Annotated in this window: 19 protein-coding genes; 13 read left to right on the plus strand and 6 right to left on the minus strand. The window is 64.7% G+C overall.

The features are described 5' to 3' along the window. Positions 1-67 precede the first annotated feature (67 nt). Both A7D16_RS13615 and A7D16_RS13620 read right to left on the minus strand, forming a co-directional pair. Positions 68-892 carry an alpha/beta fold hydrolase gene (locus A7D16_RS13615; protein ID WP_064633626.1) on the minus strand — a complete coding sequence of 275 codons (825 nt, stop codon included), beginning with the start codon at positions 890-892 and terminating at the stop codon, positions 68-70. 541 nt (positions 893-1,433) lie between these two features. Further along, positions 1,434-2,768, minus strand: a complete 1,335-nt coding sequence (locus A7D16_RS13620) for an Nramp family divalent metal transporter (RefSeq protein ID WP_064633564.1) — start codon at positions 2,766-2,768, stop codon at positions 1,434-1,436. A 143-nt stretch (positions 2,769-2,911) separates the two neighbouring features. Here A7D16_RS13620 and mntR point away from each other — a divergent pair, with 143 nt between their 5' ends. The 3 genes from mntR to orn all read left to right on the plus strand — a co-directional run bounded on the left by mntR (position 2,912) and on the right by orn (position 4,570). Beyond that, positions 2,912-3,379 (plus strand): manganese-binding transcriptional regulator MntR, encoded by a 468-nt coding sequence (gene mntR, locus A7D16_RS13625; protein WP_003482839.1) that lies wholly within the window; start codon positions 2,912-2,914, stop codon positions 3,377-3,379. Further along, on the plus strand, positions 3,376-3,915 hold the full coding sequence (gene tadA / locus A7D16_RS13630; RefSeq protein ID WP_064633567.1) for a tRNA adenosine(34) deaminase TadA: 540 nt from the start codon (positions 3,376-3,378) through the stop codon (positions 3,913-3,915). The genes mntR and tadA overlap by 4 nt, the downstream gene beginning before the upstream one ends. Positions 3,916-3,985: 70 nt before the next feature. Continuing rightward, on the plus strand, positions 3,986-4,570 hold the full coding sequence (orn, locus tag A7D16_RS13635; protein ID WP_064633569.1) for an oligoribonuclease: 585 nt from the start codon (positions 3,986-3,988) through the stop codon (positions 4,568-4,570). Between the two features lie 210 nt (positions 4,571-4,780). On the opposite strand, the gene A7D16_RS13640 is transcribed toward orn, so the two are convergent. After that, the gene (locus A7D16_RS13640; protein ID WP_064633571.1) at positions 4,781-5,773 is read right to left on the minus strand and encodes a mechanosensitive ion channel family protein; all 993 of its coding nucleotides are present in this window, start codon (positions 5,771-5,773) and stop codon (positions 4,781-4,783) included. Beyond that, positions 5,773-8,166, minus strand: coding sequence for a phosphoenolpyruvate synthase (ppsA, locus tag A7D16_RS13645; RefSeq protein WP_064633573.1), 2,394 nt, complete (start codon positions 8,164-8,166; stop codon positions 5,773-5,775). The genes A7D16_RS13640 and ppsA overlap by 1 nt, the downstream gene beginning before the upstream one ends. Before the next feature lie 142 nt (positions 8,167-8,308). On the opposite strand from ppsA, the gene ppsR reads away from it, so the two are divergent. The 3 genes from ppsR to A7D16_RS13660 all read left to right on the plus strand — a co-directional run bounded on the left by ppsR (position 8,309) and on the right by A7D16_RS13660 (position 10,421). Beyond that, positions 8,309-9,130, plus strand: coding sequence for a posphoenolpyruvate synthetase regulatory kinase/phosphorylase PpsR (gene ppsR / locus A7D16_RS13650; protein ID WP_003482830.1), 822 nt, complete (start codon positions 8,309-8,311; stop codon positions 9,128-9,130). A 208-nt stretch (positions 9,131-9,338) separates the two neighbouring features. Continuing rightward, a complete protein-coding gene (locus A7D16_RS13655) occupies positions 9,339-9,848 on the plus strand; it encodes a DUF1249 domain-containing protein (protein WP_064633575.1) in 510 nt (169 codons plus the stop codon). Positions 9,849-9,932: 84 nt separating this feature from the next. Then, positions 9,933-10,421, plus strand: a complete 489-nt coding sequence (locus A7D16_RS13660) for an NUDIX hydrolase (RefSeq protein ID WP_064633577.1) — start codon at positions 9,933-9,935, stop codon at positions 10,419-10,421. Between the two features lie 328 nt (positions 10,422-10,749). On the opposite strand, the gene A7D16_RS13665 is transcribed toward A7D16_RS13660, so the two are convergent. Then, positions 10,750-11,508, minus strand: coding sequence for a 3-hydroxybutyrate dehydrogenase (locus A7D16_RS13665; RefSeq protein WP_064633580.1), 759 nt, complete (start codon positions 11,506-11,508; stop codon positions 10,750-10,752). A gap of 84 nt (positions 11,509-11,592) precedes the next feature. On the opposite strand from A7D16_RS13665, the gene A7D16_RS13670 reads away from it, so the two are divergent. The 5 genes from A7D16_RS13670 (at position 11,593) to A7D16_RS13690 (ending at position 15,403) form a co-directional block, all read left to right on the plus strand. Beyond that, positions 11,593-12,255 (plus strand): CDP-alcohol phosphatidyltransferase family protein, encoded by a 663-nt coding sequence (locus A7D16_RS13670; protein ID WP_193395468.1) that lies wholly within the window; start codon positions 11,593-11,595, stop codon positions 12,253-12,255. Positions 12,256-12,310: 55 nt separating this feature from the next. Beyond that, positions 12,311-13,534: a class III poly(R)-hydroxyalkanoic acid synthase subunit PhaE gene (gene phaE / locus A7D16_RS13675; RefSeq protein WP_064633584.1), complete on the plus strand. Its 1,224-nt coding sequence runs from the start codon at positions 12,311-12,313 to the stop codon at positions 13,532-13,534. After that, positions 13,531-14,607 (plus strand): class III poly(R)-hydroxyalkanoic acid synthase subunit PhaC, encoded by a 1,077-nt coding sequence (locus tag A7D16_RS13680; RefSeq protein ID WP_064633586.1) that lies wholly within the window; start codon positions 13,531-13,533, stop codon positions 14,605-14,607. Before phaE ends, A7D16_RS13680 begins: the two co-directional genes overlap by 4 nt. Positions 14,608-14,720: 113 nt before the next feature. Next, entirely contained in the window at positions 14,721-14,918 is a 198-nt protein-coding gene (locus A7D16_RS13685) for a PspC domain-containing protein (RefSeq protein WP_064633588.1), read from the plus strand. An 8-nt stretch (positions 14,919-14,926) separates the two neighbouring features. Next, a complete protein-coding gene (locus tag A7D16_RS13690) occupies positions 14,927-15,403 on the plus strand; it encodes a hypothetical protein (RefSeq protein ID WP_064633591.1) in 477 nt (158 codons plus the stop codon). Here the strand turns inward: A7D16_RS13690 and A7D16_RS13695 are convergent. Continuing rightward, positions 15,361-16,572: an NAD(P)/FAD-dependent oxidoreductase gene (locus tag A7D16_RS13695; RefSeq protein ID WP_064633593.1), complete on the minus strand. Its 1,212-nt coding sequence runs from the start codon at positions 16,570-16,572 to the stop codon at positions 15,361-15,363. The two genes, A7D16_RS13690 and A7D16_RS13695, sit on opposite strands and share 43 nt — an antisense overlap. Positions 16,573-16,764: 192 nt before the next feature. Here A7D16_RS13695 and A7D16_RS13700 point away from each other — a divergent pair, with 192 nt between their 5' ends. Together A7D16_RS13700 and A7D16_RS13705 are read left to right on the plus strand one after the other, a co-directional pair. Continuing rightward, positions 16,765-16,992 carry a hypothetical protein gene (locus A7D16_RS13700; protein WP_064633595.1) on the plus strand — a complete coding sequence of 76 codons (228 nt, stop codon included), beginning with the start codon at positions 16,765-16,767 and terminating at the stop codon, positions 16,990-16,992. A gap of 102 nt (positions 16,993-17,094) precedes the next feature. Next, complete coding sequence (locus A7D16_RS13705; RefSeq protein WP_064633597.1) at positions 17,095-19,458, plus strand: Tex family protein; 2,364 nt, start codon at positions 17,095-17,097, stop codon at positions 19,456-19,458. Positions 19,459-19,482 lie beyond the last annotated feature (24 nt).

Raw genomic sequence — 19,482 nt, forward strand, 5'->3', positions numbered from 1 at the left:
CTACCGCCGAAATCATAAAAAAGGCCGACCCTCACGAGTCGGCCTTTTCCAATCCAGTCAAACCGGATCAGGCTTTGGCAAACGCCAGCAGATCCTTGTTGAACTGATCGGCATGGGTAATGGTCAAGCCATGCGGCGCGCCGGCGTAAATCTTCAGCTCGGCGTTCTTGATGATCTTGGCCGACAGCTTGCCGGACGCATCGATGGGCACGATCTGGTCGTCGTCGCCGTGCACGACCAGCGCCGGCACATCGATCTTCTTCAGGTCGGGGGTGTAATCGACTTCGGAGAATTCCTTGATGCAGTCGTACTGGCCCTTGTGTCCACCCAGCATGCCCTGCAGCCAGAACGAATCGCGCATGCCTTGCGTGACCTTGTTGCCGTCGCGGTTGGCGCCGAAGAACGGAGTGGTCAGGTCCTGGTAGAACTGCGAACGGTCCTTGGCAACGCCATCGCGGATGCCGTCGAACACGCTCAGCGGCAAGCCGCCCGGATTGGTCGGGCTCTTGACCATCTGCGGCGGCACCGCACCCACCAGCACGACCTTGGCCACGCGCTTGCTGCCGTGGCGGCCAACGTAATGCGCCACTTCGCCACCGCCGGTGGAATGGCCGACCAGGATCGCGTCTTTCAGATCCAGCGCTTCGATCACGCCGGCCAGGTCGTCGGCGTAGGTGTCCATGTCGTTGCCGTCCCAGGTCTGCGACGAACGGCCGTGGCTGCGACGGTCATGCGCAATCACGCGATAACCGTGTTGCCCCATGAACAGCATCTGCGGGTCCCAGGCATCGCCGCTGAGCGGCCAACCGTGTGCGAACACGACTGGCTGGCCCTTGCCCCAGTCCTTGTAAAAAATGTTGGCGCCGTCGGGACGTTTGATGAAATTGGACATCGGGGTGACTCCGTGGGTGGACGAGTGGGGTGGTGAGGTGGGATGTGCGCGGTTGGCTGCGGCACCGGCAAGGCCTGGCAGCGACAACGCTGCCACGGCGACAGTGCCGGAAATGAGAAAGTTGCGGCGTCCGGCATCGGCCGGATGCGCCTCGAACGGATCCATAAACACTCCTGTGGGCGAGGGCATGCAGCCCGGCGGTCTCAGACGCGTCAGCGCGTGGTGCGGGCGTGCCCACGCAGCGCAAGGCCACCGCAGGCAACGGACAAACCGGTGCATGCGGCAAGTAGAGCGTGTGAGGCATGCAGGCAGATTGCATGCGCGTGCGCAGTGCACTGCGCGCTTCGCTGAGCGTGATGGCAAGCCGCAGTCAACGCGTTGGCCGCAGGCGTGCGGTGACGACGGTGCATCCGCGCGCAAATCCACAAGACGCGGCTCGGTCTGCAAGCGAAGGGCGCGCGGCTTGTTCTCTTCGTGCCCCTCTGCCAGCGCAACGCATGCAATCGAACGCAAGCGCAGCGTTCTTGGCGGATGCCGCCGTTCAGTGCAGCGCGGTGTCCCAGAGCAGCTTCAGGTTCAAGCCCACGATGACGGCAGCAATCACCCAGGCGATGCGCACCAACCATGCCGGCGCCACCAGCGCGCCCATCAACTTGCGGTCCGACACGAAGCGCACCAGCGGAATCACCGCAAACGGCAGCTGCATCGACAACACCACCTGGCTGAGCACCAATAGGCGCGCAGTACCGGCTTCGCCATACAGCCAGATCACGATGACCACCGGCACGATGGCGATGCCGCGGGTCAGCAGGCGCCGCATCCACGGCGGCAGGCGCAATTGCAGGAAGCCTTCCATCACGATCTGACCGGCCAGCGTAGCGGTCACGGTGGAGTTGATGCCGGAGGCAAGCAGCGCCACCGCAAACAGGGTCGAGGCCAGGCCGACGCCGAGCATCGGCGCCAGCAACGCATGCGCCTGTTCGATCTCCTGCACGTCGGTGCGGCCCTGCGCATGGAACACCGCCGCCGCCAGGATCAGGATCGAGGCATTGATGAACAACGCGAACATCAGTGCCACGGTGCTGTCGGTGACCGCCCAGCGCAGCGCCGATTTGCGGCCGACATCGGTGCGCGGATATGCGCGCGTCTGCACGATCGACGAATGCAGATACAGGTTATGCGGCATCACCGTCGCACCGATGATGCCGATCGCCAGATACAGCGCCTGCGGGTCGGTGACCACCTGCGCACGTGGAATGAAACCGCCCAGCACTGCCGCAATCGGTGGCGCGGCCAGTGCGATCTGGATGCCGAAGCACACGAAGATGATCAGCAGCAACGCGATCACAAAGGCTTCCAACGCGCGGAAACCGCGGTTCATCAGCAACAACACCAGCACTACGTCCACCGCGGTGATGATCGCGCCGACGGTCAGCGGGATGCCGAACAACAGCTTCAACGCAATCGCGGTACCGATCACTTCGGCCAGGTCGCAGGCGATGATCGCCAGTTCGCAAATGCCCCACAGCGCCAGATTGACTGCGCGCGGGTAGCGCGCACGGCAGGCCTGCGCCAGATCCATCCCGGTTGCGATGCCCAACCGCGCCGACAGGCCCTGCAGCACGATCGCCATCAGGTTCGACAACAGGATCACCGACAACAACAGGTAGCCGAACTGCGAACCGCCGGCCAGATCGGTGGCCCAGTTGCCCGGGTCCATGTAGCCCACCGACACCATGTAGCCCGGCCCCAGAAATGCCAGCAAGCGAAACCACCAATGGCCGCCCTTGGGCACGGCAACACTGGCGTGGTGGTCGCCCAGCCCGCCAGCGGCGGTGGCTGACGACGGCGTTGAGATGACGTTGTCGGCGGACATACGAGTGGATCGAAACGGGACGACAGGGATGATATAGCAAGTGCTATGCTATTGAGCATTGGCAAACTCAATCGTATTGATCGGCCGCGTGCTTCAAACTACGCATCCCGGCACCGACGCCGGCGACCATGACGAGGATGAGGGTGGGCAAGAGCGAAAAGGTGGAAGCGGCCGCGCCGGTCCTGATCGATGCGCAGGTGCACATGGAAAGCTTCCGTCAGGTGCGCGAAGCGCGCCGTGCCGAGCTGGTCGAGGACTACGTGGAGCTGATCTCCGATCTGCTGGTCGACGGCGGCGAGGCGCGGCAGGTCGATATCGCCGCGCGCCTGGGCGTAGCGCAGCCCACCGTGGCCAAGATGCTCAAGCGGCTGGTGCGCGATGGCTGGGTGGTGCAGCGGCCGTACCGTGGCGTGTTCCTGACGCCGGCCGGCGAAGCGTTGGCTGCCTCCAGCCGGCAGCGGCATCAGATCGTGGAGCGCTTCCTGCTTGCGCTTGGTATCGACGAGGCCACGGCGCGCCGCGACGCAGAGGGCATCGAGCACCATGTCAGCGAGGCCACGGTTGCCGCGTTCGCCGCGTTTCTGGACCGCCAGGGCGGCTCGGCCACGTGAGCGTGCCTGCCGACGTGCCGACCAATGCGCCGATCAAAGCAACGGACGATGCACCGCACACGGCAATCGACACGCATTGGATGCAGCAGGCCTTGCACCTGGCCGAGCGTGCCGAGCGCGACTACGACGAAATCCCGGTCGGCGCATTGCTGGTCGATGCCGATGGCAAGGTGTTGGGGGAGGGCTGGAACTTCAACATCGCCAGCCACGACCCCAGCGCGCATGCCGAAATCATGGCCATGCGCGAAGCCGGGCGCCGGCTGGCCAATCACCGCCTGATCGGCTGCACGCTGTACGTCACGCTGGAGCCGTGCGCGATGTGCGCCATGGCGATGATCCACGCGCGAATCGCGCGGGTGGTGTTCGCCGCCAGCGACCCCAAGACCGGTGCCTGCGGCAGCGTGTTCGACCTGCTGGCCGACCCGCGCCACAATCATCGCGTGCAGGTCTGCGGCGGCGTGCTCGCGGCCGAGGCGAGCGTGCGGCTGACCAATTACTTCAGGGCCAAGCGCGGCAAGCCGCCACTTGCGCCCTGAGCGACGCGGCCGCGGTATGATGCGCGCCCTTTCCAGCATCCGGCCGGCAACGGCTCTACAGGACGGTGATATGGCAGAGAACCTTGCAGGCAACGACCGACTGATCTGGATCGATCTGGAAATGACCGGCCTGGATACCGATCGCGATTCCATCATCGAGATCGCCACCATCGTGACCGATGCGCAGTTGAACGTGCTTGCCGAGGGGCCGGAACTGGCCATCGCGCATCCGCTGGCAACCCTGGAAGCAATGGACGAGTGGAACCGCAATCAGCATCGCCGCTCGGGTCTTTGGCAGCGCGTGCTCGACAGCCAGGTCACCCACGCCCAGGCCGAAGCGCAGACCGTGGCATTTTTGGGCGAATGGATCCGCGCCGGCGCCTCGCCGATGTGCGGAAACTCGATCTGCCAGGACCGCCGCTTCCTGCACCGGCAGATGTCGCGCCTGGAGCGCTATTTCCACTACCGCAACCTGGACGTATCCACCATCAAGGAACTGGCGCGGCGTTGGGCGCCGACGGTGGCCAATGGGTTTGCCAAGAGCTCGGCGCACACCGCGCTGAGCGATGTACGCGATTCGATCGACGAGCTGCGTCACTACCGGCAGTTCATGGGCGCGCTCGGTGGCGACACCGCGGCGGGTGTGGAAGGCTGAGCATCCGTGGGCGCGCTGTGGCGTGCAGCGGTAGCGGTGCAAGGCGGGCAGGCAGAAGAGCGATGCAGCGCGCAGTTGAAGCGCTTCTCAACAGCGCTTCTGCGCCTATCCGGTCAACGCGACTCCGAGCCGTAATCGCTGACAAAAAAGGCCGCATCGTGAGATGCGGCCTTTTCGTTTTTCCGCTGCACTAGTGCGGGTGTCGACCTATCAACGCGCCAACGAAGGCCCTTTGCTCAGGTCGCCATCGTCGGTGATGCCTTTCAGCAATAGATCGGAGATCGGCTTGCCGTCGGCATCGTGGTGATACACGTGCAGGTCGCGTTGCGGGTAGGGGATGTTGAGCCCGTTTTCCAGCAACTGGTTGCGGATCTGCTCCAGCGTGGTGCTCTTGGCCGCGCCGAAGTTGCCGTTGGTCGCATACGCGAACAACATCAGATCCACCGTACTTTCGCCCAGGTTGGTGACCTGCACGAACGGTGCCGGCGACTCCAGGATGTTCGGGTTGTCCTTGGCAATCTGCAGCAACAGCTGCTGGGCCTTCTTCAGATCGTCTTCGTAGCCCACGCCCACGGTCACTTCCAGGCGGCGGTTGGGCAGGGTGCTGTAGTTGATGATCGGTGCGGTGGTAATCGTGCTGTTGGGCAGCGTGATCATGCGTTCGTCGAACGAGCGGATCCGGGTCTGGAAGATCCGGATCTCGTCCACGATGCCTTCCTGGCCTGCAATCAGCACATGGTCGCCATCGCGCATCGGTCGCAGCACGATCAACATCACGCCAGCGGCGATGTTGGACAAGGAATCCTTCAACGCAAGACCGACTGCCAGGCCTGCCGCGCCGAGCACTGCGATCAGCGAGGTCGGTGGGACCCCGATCTGACTCAGCGCACTGACGAACACCAGCACCAGCAACAACGCATACATCACGTTACGCAGAAAGTTGGTCAGTGTGATCTCGACGCGCGCGCGGGTGAGGGCGCGATGCAGCCATTGGCTAAGCTGCCTGGCCAGCCACATGCCGACCACGACAATCAGCAACGCGACGCCCCAATTGACCGCGTACTGCGCCCATGGAATGGTTGCCCAATTGAACGCAGGCTCGCTGCCGGCCGCCGGCTTGGCAGCTGCTGCGGCTCCTGACGCCGCTGGCTTCGCAGCAGCTGCTCCCGCAGCTGCCGCCCACACCGCACCCAACAGTCCCATCAGCTCTCGCTCTTGAGCTTGGCCAGACGCAGCCAGGTATCGACCACGGTGTCAGGGTTCAGCGACACCGACTCGATGCCTTCCTGCATCAGCCACTCGGCCAGTTCCGGGTGATCCGACGGCCCCTGGCCGCAGATGCCGACGTACTTGCCCTTGGCGCGCGCCGACTTGATCGCCATCGACAGCAGCTTCTTCACCGCCGGGTTCCGCTCGTCGAACAGGTGCGCCACGATCGACGAGTCGCGATCCAGGCCCAGGGTCAGCTGGGTCAGGTCGTTGGAGCCGATCGAGAAGCCGTCGAAGATCTCCAGGAACTCGTCGGCCAGCAGCGCGTTGGAGGGCAACTCGCACATCATGATGATCTTGAGGCCCGGCTTTCCATCGGCACCGGCGCCCTGCTTGAGCCCGTTCTGCTCCAGCACCTCGATCACCTTGCGGCCTTCTTCCAGCGTACGCACGAACGGGATCATCACCCAGAGGTTGTCCAGGCCCATCTCGTTGCGCACCTTCAGCACCGCCTTGCACTCCAGCGCGAACGCCTTGGTGAAGGACGGATCGACGTAGCGGCTGGCGCCACGGAAGCCGATCATCGGGTTTTCTTCATGCGGTTCGTAACGCGAACCGCCTATCAGGTTGGCGTACTCGTTGGACTTGAAGTCCGACAGGCGCACGATCACCGTGTTCGGTGCCACCGAGGCAGTCAACGTGGCGATGCCTTCGGCCAGGCGGTTGACGTAGAAGCTCACCGGGTCGCCGTAACCGGCAATCTTGGCGTCGATCTTCTTGCGGACATCGGCGTCCTGCTTGTCGTATTCCAGCAGCGCGTTGGGATGAATGCCGATATGCGCGGCAATGATCATTTCAAGACGCGCCAGACCGATGCCTGCGTTGGGCAACTGACCGAAGTCGAATGCACGCTCCGGGTTGGCCACGTTCATCATGATCTTCAGCGGGGCAGGCGGCATGTTGCCCAGATCGGTGGTGGTGCGCTCGAACGGCAGCAGGCCGTCGTAGATGAAGCCGGTATCGCCTTCGGCGCAGCTCACGGTGACTTCCTGGCCGTCGCTGAGCACGTCGGTGGCATTGCCCGAACCGACCACTGCCGGCACGCCGAGCTCGCGCGCGATGATCGCGGCGTGGCAGGTGCGGCCGCCACGGTTGGTAACGATTGCCGACGCACGCTTCATCACCGGCTCCCAATCGGGGTCGGTCATGTCGGCGATCAATACGTCGCCGGCCTGCACGCGGCTCATGTCGTCCAGCGAGCGCACCACACGTGCGACGCCGCTGCCGATTTTGGCACCCACCGCGCGGCCTTCGACCAGGATCCTGGCGTCCTTGGCTTCCAGCGAGAAACGCTCGATCTGGGTGGCGTGGCTGCGCGACTTCACGGTCTCCGGGCGCGCCTGCACGATGAACAGCTTGCCGCTGACACCGTCCTTGGCCCACTCGATATCCATCGGGCGGCCGTAATGCTTTTCGATCACCAGTGCCTGCTTGGAAAGCTCCTGCACGTCTTCGTCGCTGATCGAGAAGGTGCTGCGCAGTTCCACCGGCGTGTCTTCGGTGCGCACGCGCTCGCCGGGCACGTCCGAATACACCATGCGAATGGCCTTGCTGCCCAGCGAGCGGCGCAGGATGGCCGGCTTGCCGGCAGTGAGGGTGGGCTTGTAGACGTAGAACTCGTCCGGGTTGACCGCACCCTGCACGACCATTTCGCCCAGACCGAAGCTGGAGGTGACGAACACCACATCGCGAAAACCCGATTCGGTGTCCAGCGTGAACAACACGCCGGCCGCGCCCACGCCCGAACGCACCATCAACTGCACGCCGGCCGACAGGAATACGTCTTCGTGTTTGAAGCCGTGGTGCACACGGTAGGCGATCGCGCGATCGTTGTAGAGGCTGGCGAACACTTCTTTGACCTTGTGCACCACATCGTCGGCGCCGGTCACGTTGAGGAAGGTTTCCTGCTGGCCGGCGAACGATGCGTCCGGCAGATCCTCGGCGGTTGCCGAGGAGCGCACCGCCACGGCAACGTCGCCGCCGCCGTTTTCGGCGCACAACTGCGCGTAGGCGGTGCGGATGTCGCGGTCCAGTTCCGGCTGCAGCGGTGCATCAATCACCCAGCCGCGGATCTCCTTGCCGGCCACGGTGAGTGCGTTGACGTCTTCGACATCCAGCGTTGCCAGCTTGTCGAAGATGCGCTTGGACAGATCGTTGTGGGCGATGAAGTCCTTGAAAGCTTCCGAGGTGGTCGCATATCCACCGGGAACCGAGACGCCCAACCCGGCCAGGTTGCCGATCATCTCGCCAAGTGAGGAATTTTTACCACCTACGCGGGCCAGGTCGGCCAGGCGTAGCTCATGCAACCACAGGATATTCTCGTTCAAGCGCGATGCTCCGTAAGGCCATCGCCCGAGCGGGCTGAATGGCCGCGACCGTAGGAAGAAGCCGCTATGATGCAGTGCACAGCGGAATCTGCACAAGCATGAACCCGTAAGTTTTGGACACCAGTTCAAAGAGGTGGTCTTGATGTCAACAATTCGGCCGGTGTTTTACGTCTCCGATGGAACCGGTATCACCGCTGAAACGATTGGGCATAGCCTGCTCACCCAGTTCAGCGGATTCAACTTCGTCACCGACCGCATGTCGTTCATTGATGATGCAGATAAAGCGCGCGACGCCGCGATGCGGGTGCGCGCCGCAGGCGAGCGGTACCAAGTGCGCCCGGTGGTGGTCAATTCATGCGTCGATCCACAATTGAGCATGATCCTGGCCGAAAGCGGCGCGCTGATGCTGGATGTGTTCGCGCCTTTCATCGAGCCGCTGGAGCGCGAGCTCAACGCGCCGCGTCATTCGCGTGTGGGCCGCGCGCACGGCATGGTGGACTTCGAAACCTATCACCGCCGCATCAACGCGATGAACTTCGCGCTGAGTCACGACGATGGCATCGCGCTGAATTACGACGAGGCCGATGTGATCCTGGTAGCGGTGTCGCGCGCTGGCAAAACGCCGACCTGCATCTACCTGGCCTTGCATTACGGCATCCGCGCCGCCAACTATCCGCTCACCGACGAAGACCTGGAAAACGAACAGCTGCCGCCGCGCTTACGCAACTACCGCAGCAAGTTGTTCGGTCTGACCATCGACCCGGAGCGGCTGCAGCAGATCCGTCAGGAACGTCGCGCCAATTCGCGCTACAGCGCGGCCGAAACGTGCCGGCGCGAGGTGGCCATTGCCGAGCGCATGTTCCAGATGGAGCGCATTCCCTCGCTCAGCACCACCAACACATCGATCGAAGAAATCTCGAGCAAGGTGTTGTCCACGTTGGGGCTGCAGCGCGAGATGTTTTGAGCGGGGAGTGGGGATTGGCCATTCGGGATTGGTGAGCGCCGCGCGCGTCTGGGCGCATGCGCTTGTCAGCGCTGGAACGTTGCCTGCGGCAGTTGTGCAGGCAGCTCGGGGATACGAAGCGGGCGGGGCAGTGCTCCGCCAAGGTAGGCCTGCGGTTGGGCCCTCGTCAATGCTGCCCGTGCGGCGGCGCAGCGTGTAGGATCGGTCCATGGCGCAAGCACTGAGCAAACTCGAACGCATCCCCAAACTGAGCCGCTTCGGCTGGCTGATGGGGTTGTACGCAGAAAACTTCCAGCATCTGACCCGGCTGTTTGCCCCGGCCGACCTGGCACCCGGCTCCTATGTGTCTTCGATCGGCGACGGCCTGAACTTGCGGTTGGACGTGATCGAATGCCATCGCTACACGGTGGAATTGCGCTTGACCTACGACCTGTGCGACCCGGTCACCGGCGAGCCGGACCCGTCGGCGTATGTGCGCCTGTACCGCGATGCGCGCCAGGCCGAGACCACGCATTGCTATGTCGGCCGTCGCTGGCAGGACGTGATGGGCATGTTCCCGCCGCCGGCCGAGCTGATCAGCCACCGCATGCGCATGAACACGTTCCTGGGCAAGTGGCTGGAGTACCTGGCCGAACGTGGCCACGGTGTGGCGACCTTGCGCCTGGATACCGATGACGTCGCACCGCCGCGTCCGAACCCGCAGGCCGCGGTCGGCTGACCCAGCGTTGCCGCCACGCGCGGTGCGTCGCTTCGGCCTTACCGCTTCGGTCATACTGATGCGCTTCGTGTCAGATCGCGTGCCATGCCCTATACCCCGATTGTCGCCACGCTTGGCTACCTGTTGTCGCCGGACGGCACCCAGGTGCTGATGATCCACCGCAATGCCCGTCCCGGCGACCAGCATCTGGGCAAATACAACGGCCTGGGCGGCAAGCTGGAACCGGACGAAGACGTGCTGGCCTGCATGCGCCGCGAGATTCGTGAGGAAGCCGGCGTGGACTGCGGCCAGATGCAACTGCGCGGCACCATCAGCTGGCCGGGCTTCGGCAAGCAGGGCGAAGACTGGCTGGGCTTCGTGTTCCTGATCCGCAGCTTCGAAGGTACGCCGCAGACCTCCAACCCGGAGGGCACACTGGAATGGATCGCGATCGATCGGATGGACCAGGTGCCGATGTGGGAAGGCGACCGCAACTTCCTGCCGCTGGTGTTCGACGGCGACCCGCGCCCATTCCACGGCGTCATGCCGTATCGCGACGGGCACATGCAGTCGTGGACGTATTCACGGATCTGATCGGCTCGGCTGCCGAGCGCCTTGCGCGGCACCGCGATCCGGGCGCTGACATAGCGCCGGCGGTCGTCGGATTCGAACCTCGCGTTGTCAATCAAGCCCTCGGCAGGATCCCGGTCTTGGGCGCGGGCGTGCGCCGCTAGCAGGCTCCACCATTGCGCTGCCGGCCTCGGCCATCGGCACAGGATGCCGGCCGTCGGCGCGGCCAGTGGACGCTGCGCAGTTTTCCACATCCCCTGTGGATGGACGCTGCGCAAGTCTGTGGACAAGTCCGCGCGGCCCTTGCGCCACCTGGCGCGTGCGATGGCTGATCAAAATTTCGCCAGTACGGTTATTGCGCCGTCCAGCCGCCGTCGATCGCGATGGATTGCCCGGTGATGTTGCGCGCAGCGTGCGACATCAGAAACGCCACGGTGCCGGCCAGTTCGTCGTAGGCGATGAAGGCGCCCTTGGGCATCGGCTTGAGCATCACATCGCGGATCACCGCGTCCTCGGCAATCCCGCGGGTGCGTGCCTGGTCCGCAATCTGCCGTTCCACCAGCGGCGTGCGCACATAGCTCGGGCACAGGGTGTTGATGGTGATGTCGCAATCGGCCGTTTCCAGTGCGATCACCTTGGCCAGGCCGACCAGGCCATGCTTGGCGGCGACGTACGCGCTCTTGTAGGGGCTGGCCACCAGCGAGTGGATGCTGCCGATGTTGACGATGCGGCCATAGCCGGCCGCGCGCATGCCGGGCAGCACGGCGCGACTGAGGCGCGCGGCGCCGGTGAGCATCACATCCACCAACAGCGCCCATTGCTGCATCGGGAAGTCTTCCAGTGCGGCCACATGCTGCAGGCCGGCATTGTTGACCAGCACCTGCGGTGCGCGTGACGCACTGGCCAGTGCCTGCGCAATGCTGTGGTCGTCGGTCACGTCCAGCGCCAACGCCTCGGCCGAGCCGCCGGCCTGGCGCAGGGCGTGCGCCGTGCGCTCGGCTGCCGCCAGTTGCATGTCGCTGACGATCAGGTGATGGCCGTCGGCCGCCAGTTGGGCGGCGATACCGGCGCCGATGCCGCTGCCTGCGCCGGTGATCAGGATGCTGCGCATTGGGTGTCCTCACACAGTGGTGCGCAGCCTGGAGCGGTTGCGCGGGTCGCCAGCCTAGCCGAGTGCGGCGAAACGGTCGCCTGCATGGCGCGCGCGCGTTACCCTTTGCGCCTTGCTCACCTCAGGCTCCGCATGAAACGCCATTTCTCGATGCTGCGCGATTTTCAACTCGCGGATTGGTTCACCTTGGCCAACGCCTTCTGCGGCACCGGCGCGGTGTTTGCGGCAATGCGCTTCCTGCAGGAGGGCCATCGCGGCGATCTGTTGCTGGGCATGGCGCTGATCCCGCTGGCGTTCGTGTTCGATGCGCTGGACGGACACGTGGCGCGCTGGCGCAAGGCCTCTTCCACACTGGGCCGCGAACTGGATTCGCTGGCGGATGTCATTTCGTTCGGCGTGGCACCGGCGGCGCTGGGTTACGCCTGCGGCATGCGCGGCGGCTGGGACTGGCTGGTGCTGAGCTACTTCGTCTGCTGCGGGGTCAGCCGGCTGGCCCGCTACAACGTCACCGCCGAAGAGATCGCCGGCGAGGCCGACAAGGTACCGTACTTCGAAGGTACCCCCATTCCGACCAGCCTGCTGCTGGTGATCCTGCTTGCGGTCGCTGCCAGCAGCGGCCATATCGGCGACACCCTGTGGTGGGGCCAGTGGCAGCTGGGGCCGTGGCAGTTCCACCCGCTGGTGCTGCTGTTTGCGGTCTCCGGCTCGCTGATGATCAGCAAGACGCTGCGCATCCCCAAGCCCTGAGCAGCATGCCGGCACGCACGCGGTAGGATGGCTGGGTGAACGGTCACGGGAGGGGATGATGGCAAGCAGCGGTTCGGACAACGGCAACTTCGACGACAAGGCGCGCCAGTACTGGGCTGCCTGGGGAGATGCCATGCGCCACGGCCAGGCCGGCGCCGCTGCGCAGCAACCGCCGCCCGCGTCCGGTGGCGACGCCCCGCAGGATTGGCGCAAGGCCGTGGACTGGTGGTCGCAGTTGCTGCCCACCCAGGCCGCCCCGCAGGCGCAGGAGGCGATCGACCGCTTCCGCACACAAGCCGGTGGCTGGTTCGGCACCATGCAACAGGTGGCCGGCCAATTTGCCGGGCGCGACACCTCGGCCAATGAAGTATCCGACGCCTGGCGCCGGGCGGTGCAAGGGCAGGGCGAACAACTGATGCAGTGGACGCTGGGGTCGTTGCGGGGCGGCAGCCCGGGCGGGTTCGACCCCTGGCTGCAGGACGCGGCGCAGGCGCTGCAAAAGTGGCGCGAAGAGAATGCCCCATGGCTGGACATGCCGGCATTCGGATTGAACCGCAATCACCAGGCGCGCCTGCAGAAACTGGCCCGTGCGCAGCAGGACTTCCAGGCCCAATCGCAAGCGTATGGCGAGCAACTCAAGGCCGCGATCGAGCAGGCATTTACGAGCTTTGCGGCCAAGCTGGGCGAGCACGAGAGCAGCGGCAGCCAGTTGACCAGCGCACGCGCCTTGTTCGATCTGTGGATCGAAGCGGCCGAAGAATCCTATGCCGACGTCGCCTTGTCGGACCAGTTCCGCGAGGTGTACGGCGGTTTCGCCAACGCGCACATGCGCCTGCGCGCTGCGCTGCAGGAAGAAGTCGAGCAGCTCAGCGAACGTTTCGGTATGCCGACGCGCTCGGAGATGGACGCTGCGCACCGCCGCATCGCCGAACTGGAACGCCTGGTCAGGCGGATGCTGCGCACTGCAACGTCACCGGCGAGCAAGCCCGCGGCGCCCCAGCCTGATCCGGTCGCGCCGGTTGCAGGCATGCGTGCGGCGGCCAGCAAGGCAGGCGACGCGTCCCGGCCCACAGCTGCCGCGCGTGCGGACAAGACGGGCGCATCGACACGCGCGTCTGTCAAAAAGACCACCGCAAATAAGGCAGCGGCCGACACCGCAACAGCCACCCGTACAGCGGCCAAAAAGCCCTCAGCCCGCAGGAGTGGTGGCTCGAAAACCTCGGCCACGCCTGCGGCGGGCAAACCCGCAGCGCGTAAAAGCCGTGGAGCGCAGGCATGAAAGGGCCATTGGGATTCAGTGCCGAAGACCTGATGCAGGAAACCCTGTCGATGCAACGCAAGTTGCGCGAAGGGCTCAAGCTGCTGCCGGGCGTGGAAGACGTGGATTACGGCGTTACCGAGCGCGAAGAGATCTGGCGCGACGGCAAGGTGGTGCTGTATCGCTTCGTCGGCGAGCAGGCGCCGGTGGCCAAAACACCGCTATTGATTGTGTATGCGCTGGTCAATCGCCCGTACATGGTCGATCTGCAGGCCGATCGCTCGCTGGTCAAAGGGCTGCTGAGTCACGGCCGGGACGTCTACGTGCTGGATTGGGGCTACCCGGACCGCTCCGAGCGCTACCTCACGCTGGAAGATTATCTGCTGCGCTACATCGATGGCGCGGTGGATCACCTGCGTGCACAGTCCGGGCTGGAGGCGGTCGATGTGCTGGGCATTTGTCAGGGCGGTACGTTTTCGCTGTGCTACGCCGCGCTGCAGCGCGACAAGGTGCGTAACCTGATCACCATGGTGACGCCGGTGGATTTCCACACGCCCGACAACATGCTCTCCAACTGGGCACGCATGGTCGATGTGGATCTGTTCGTGGACACCATGGGCAACGTGCCGGCAGATCTGATGAACGCCAGTTACCTGATGCTCAAGCCGTTCCGGCTGAATCTGCAGAAATACGTGGGCCTGCTCGACATCCTCGACGACAAGCAGGCGCTGGAAGATTTTTTGCGCATGGAAAAGTGGATCTTCGATTCGCCGGACCTGGCCGGCGAAGCCTTCCGCGAATTCGTCACCTTGTTCTATCAACGCAACGGGCTGGTTACCGGGCAGGTGAGCATCGGCGGGCAGGTGGTGGATCTGCAGGCCCTCGATATGCCGGTGCTGAACATCTACGCCGAACACGACCATCTGGTGCCGCCGGATGCGTCGCGTGCCTTGCGTGGGCTGGTGGGCAGCGACGATTACAGCGAGCTGAACTTCCGCGGCGGGCATATCGGCATCTATGTCTCCGGCCGCGCGCAGCGCGAAGTGCCGGTGGCCATCCATCGCTGGCTGCAGGAGCGCGGCGGCAACGCCTGACCGGGCTGCCGGCAGATGCGCGGGGTACGCCGCGCCGAGCAGGCCGTGATGTCGTCACGGGATGCAGCCGTGGCGCTTTTTAGACTGTTGGCTACGTTTGCAGGAGTCTTGCCATGTCCACCACCACACTGTCCCGCTCCCTCAACGACCGCATGATCGCCGGTGTCGTCGGCGGCATCGCGCGTCGTCTTGGCTGGAGCTCCACGTTGCTGCGCGTGTTGTTCGTGATCGTGTCGATCGCCTCGGCCGCGTTTCCCGGCATCCTGGTCTACCTGATCCTGTGGCTGCTGATCCCAAACCAGCCCGACTGAGCCCGGCAATGCGCGGGCGGTTTGCCATGCAGGCGCTTGGCGCGTTGTGGACCTTGCCCAACAGCATGATCGGGGTTGCGATCGGCCTGGTCGGATGCTGTTTCGGTGCACGCCCACGCTGGTCTGGCCAGGAGCTCGCGGTGGTCTTCCATGCCTGGCCATGGGGGCCGGGCGGGGCGATGACCTTGGGCAACGTCATCCTGTTGAAAGGTGCCTCGCTGGATCTGCAGTGCAGTACCTACGCGCACGCTGCTGGCCGTTGTGCGCATCCGCCGGTGCGCCTGGGCGACCACGAGCGCGCGCATGTGTATCAATACATGGTGCTGGGGCCGCTGTTTTTGCCGGTATACCTGCTGTGCGGCGGTATCCACGTGCGCAACCCGCTGGAGCGGGCTGCCGACGCCTATGCGATGCACGGCCACGGCTGGTGGCCGTGGCGGTTTCAACCCAGACGCGAGAAGCCGAACAACTCGGACAGCGGGTGAGGGGTGCCTTCCAGCTGCGCGCGTAATAACCCTGCGCCGATGGCGCTGTAGGTGATGCCATTGCCGCCGTAGGCCATCGCAAGCGACACGCGTGGCCCGAGTTCGTCGTGCGGCCCGAAGAACGGCAGCCCATCTGCGGTCTCGGCGAAGGTGCCGGCCCACGCAAACGCCGGGCGCAGGCGAACATCGGGCATGCTCTTGGCGATTTTCTTCAGCAATATCTTGAGCTTGTTCTCCACCCGCGCATCGCGGCGCGCAGGGATGTCGATGGCGTCGTCTTCGCCACCGGCCACCACGCGGCCGTCCGGCGTGCTGCGCACGTACAGATACGGGCGCGCGGTCTCCCACATCATGGTGTGCTTGAGCGCCCCCATCTCGCTGTCGTGCAAGGGGTCGGTGACGAAGGCATAGCTGCTGCGGTTGCGTGCCACCCGCTGCGACAACCAGCGCTGGTTGCCATAGCCGGCCGCCAGGATCACGTGCTGCGCGCGCACGTTGACGCCGTCTTCGGTGCGCAATTGGACATGCTGGTCGTGGGGGGCGATTGTGGCAATGGTGGTGCGGTCGTAGATGCGTGCGCCGTATTGCTCGCACTCGGCAAACAGGCGGTAGCACAGCCGGTAGGGGTCCACGCTGGCGGCCAGGCGGCTGAGGATCGCGCCTTCCGAATGCACGCCGTAGTTGTGCCACAGCGCCTCGCGCTCCACCCATTCCACCGGCAGCTTGTGCGTCTTGCGGGTATCTAGCTCGCTACGTAGATCCTTCAGGTCGCGTGCGCGGCTGGCGTAATAGAGGCTGTCCTGGCGTGTGAAGTCGGTGCCGCCGAGGGTGTTGCACAGGCCCTGCAGGTCGAGGATGGCCTGCGCACACGCGCCATAGGCCAGCGCTGCCGCCGGCATGCCGTAGTGTCTGGCCAGGTCGATCATCGGCGTATCGATTTCGTATTGCAGCAGCGCGGTGCTGGCCGAGGTGCTGCCCCAGCCGATGTCGCGCTGCTCGATCACCACCACGTCGTGGCCGTGGCGCAACAGTTCGTGCGCAATCAGCGCGGCGGTGACGCCGCCACCGACGATGGCGACCTCACACCGGGTGTCTTGCTCCAGGCGCGGGTAGGCGCGCATCAATCCATTGCGGATCGACCAGAACGGGTAGCCGCTTTTCAGGTCCATGCGGTGACGTCAGAGAGTGGGCGGATCGCGATTGACGGCCAAGCGGGGTGAAGCGGCCGTGAGGCGGGCCCGGCCTTGCCGCCGTCACCAAACCGCAAACAGGCGGGGTTAACGTACGTCGAAAGCTCCTCACGGCACGGTCGTTATGCTCGCGCCACTAACGTCGTAACAGTTGTTAACGAGGGTGTGGGTATGTCGATCGTTCTGTACGTCGGTGGCAGCAAAGATGGCGACACGGGCGTCGTGCCTTACGGGTTCAGCAAGTCGCGTGCAATGACCGACGCCGGCCCGGAGGTGTATGTCGAGCGCATGGTGCAGCTGAAGGACGTCGGCAAGATCCGTGTCATGGCACTGGAATCGCTGCAGGAGAGCATTCTGGTCGAAAGCGCCGCGACCCATTACGCACGCCGCGTCAGCTGAGCACGCCGGAATAGGTTTACGACGGCGCTGTCAACGGGTTTCCGTAGCGGGCCCGCACTGCGAAAATGCTTTTTTCAGTGAAGCGGTTCACCCCGCGCCGTCATGCACGATAGCCAGCTTGCCCAGCAGATTGCTCGCACCATCGCCGACGAGATCGGTGCCCAACCCGCCCAGGCGCGCGCCGCCATTGCCCTTCTCGACGAAGGCGCCAGCGTCCCGTTCATTGCGCGCTACCGCAAGGAAGTCACCGGCGGCCTGGACGACACACAGCTGCGTAACCTGGAAACGCGCCTGACTTACCTGCGCGAGCTGGAAGAACGCCGCGCGGCGATCCTGTCCAGCATTGGCGAGCAGGGCAAGCTCAGCGACGAACTGCGCGACGAAATCGTGGCGGCCGACACCAAGTCGCGGCTGGAAGATCTGTACCTGCCGTACAAGCCCAAGCGGCGCACCCGCGCGCAGATCGCGCGCGAGGCCGGGTTGGAGCCGCTCGCCGACGGTTTGCTGGCCGACCCTAGCCAGGCCCCGGAGATCGCTGCTGCGGCGTTTATCGATGCAGAGAAGGGCGTTGCCGACATCAAGGCAGCGCTGGAAGGCGCGCGCGCCATCCTGATGGAGCGCTGGGGCGAAGATGCGGCGCTGGTCGGCGAGCTGCGCGGCTGGTTGAACGACACCGGGGTGATTCGCGCGCGCGTTGCCGAGGGCAAGGAAGAGGCCGGTGCCAAGTACCGCGACTACTTCGATCACGCCGAAACGCTGGCGAAGATTCCGTCGCACCGTCTGCTGGCGCTGTTTCGCGCACGCCGCGAGGAAATTCTGTACCTGGACCTGGACCCGGGCAGCGATGCCGAAGCCGGGCATCAGTACGCCGAAGGTCGCGTCGCGCGCAATGCCGGCATTTCCAACGAAGGCCGCCCGGCCGACCGCTGGTTGCTCGATGCCTGCCGGCTGACCTGGCGCGCCAAACTGCACATGCATCTGTTGCTGGACCTGTTCAACCAGGCGCGCGAAAAGGCAGAGGCCGAGGCGATTGCGGTATTCGGCGACAACCTCAAGGACCTGATGCTGGCCGCGCCGGCCGGCCCGCGTGTGGTGCTCGGGCTGGATCCTGGCATCCGTACCGGTTGCAAGATCGCCGTGGTCGATGCCACCGGCAAGCTGGTGGCCACCGAGACGATCTATCCGCACGAGCCCAAGCGGCAGTGGGAGCAGTCGCTGCAGACGATCAAGAAATTGTGCATGCAGCACAACGTGGAGCTGATCGCGATCGGCAATGGCACTGCCAGCCGCGAGACCGACAAACTGGCCGGCGAGGCGATTGCGCTGTGCGGCGCGACCAAGCTGCAGAAGGTGGTGGTGAGCGAGGCGGGCGCGTCGGTGTATTCGGCATCCGAATTTGCGGCCAAGGAATTCCCGAATCTGGACGTGTCGCTACGCGGTGCAGTGTCGATCGCGCGGCGCCTGCAAGATCCGCTGGCCGAGTTGGTGAAGATCGAGCCCAAGGCGATCGGCGTGGGCCAGTACCAGCACGATGTGGATCAATACCGCCTGGCCAAAGCGCTGGAAGCGCGCGTTGAGGACTGCGTTAATGCAGTGGGTGTGTACGTCAATACCGCATCGGCGGCGTTGCTGTCGCGCGTGTCCGGGCTGTCGAGCACGGTTGCGGAAAACATCGTGCGTCACCGCGACGACAATGGTCCGTTCAAGCGTCGCAAGGACTTGCTCAAGGTGCCGCGGCTGGGCGACAAAACCTTCGAACAATGCGCCGGCTTTCTGCGTATCGCCGATGGCGACGAGCCGCTGGACGTGTCGGCGGTGCATCCGGAAGCGTATCCGGTGGTCGAGCGCATTGTCGGTAGCACTGGCAAGCCGATCAAGGCATTGCTGGGCGACGGCAGTTTTCTGCGTGGCCTGAAACCGGAGTTGTTCACCGACGACCAATTTGGCGTGCCGACCGTGCGCGACATCCTCAAGGAACTGGAAAAACCCGGCCGCGATCCGCGTCCCGAGTTCAAGGCAGCGCAGTTCGCCGAAGGCATCGAAGACATCAAGCACCTCAAGCCAGGCATGGTGCTCGAGGGTGTGGTCAGTAATGTGGCCGCGTTCGGTGCGTTCGTCGATATCGGCGTGCATCAGGATGGCCTGGTGCACATCTCGGCGTTGTCGGAGACCTTCGTCAAGGATCCGCGCGATGTGGTCAAGGCCGGCGACATCGTCAAGGTCAAGGTGCTGGAAGTGGACGTGGCGCGCAAACGCATCGCGCTGACCTGCCGCCTGTCCGACACGCCGCCACCGGCCGATGGCTCAGCGCAGCCGCGCGAGGCCCGCGGCAACGGCGGTATGGGCCAGGGCCGGCGCGACGGTGGCGGGCGTGCTCCGGCGCAAGCAAACGCCAAGCCGCGGATCGCCGCACCGCCGGCCGACAACGCATTGGCCGCAGCGTTCGCGCGTGCCAAGCGTAGTTGAGTGACGTTGTTGGATTGGTCGGTG

It is taken from the genome of Xanthomonas nasturtii (genome assembly GCF_001660815.1).
Lineage (GTDB): Bacteria > Pseudomonadota > Gammaproteobacteria > Xanthomonadales > Xanthomonadaceae > Xanthomonas > Xanthomonas nasturtii.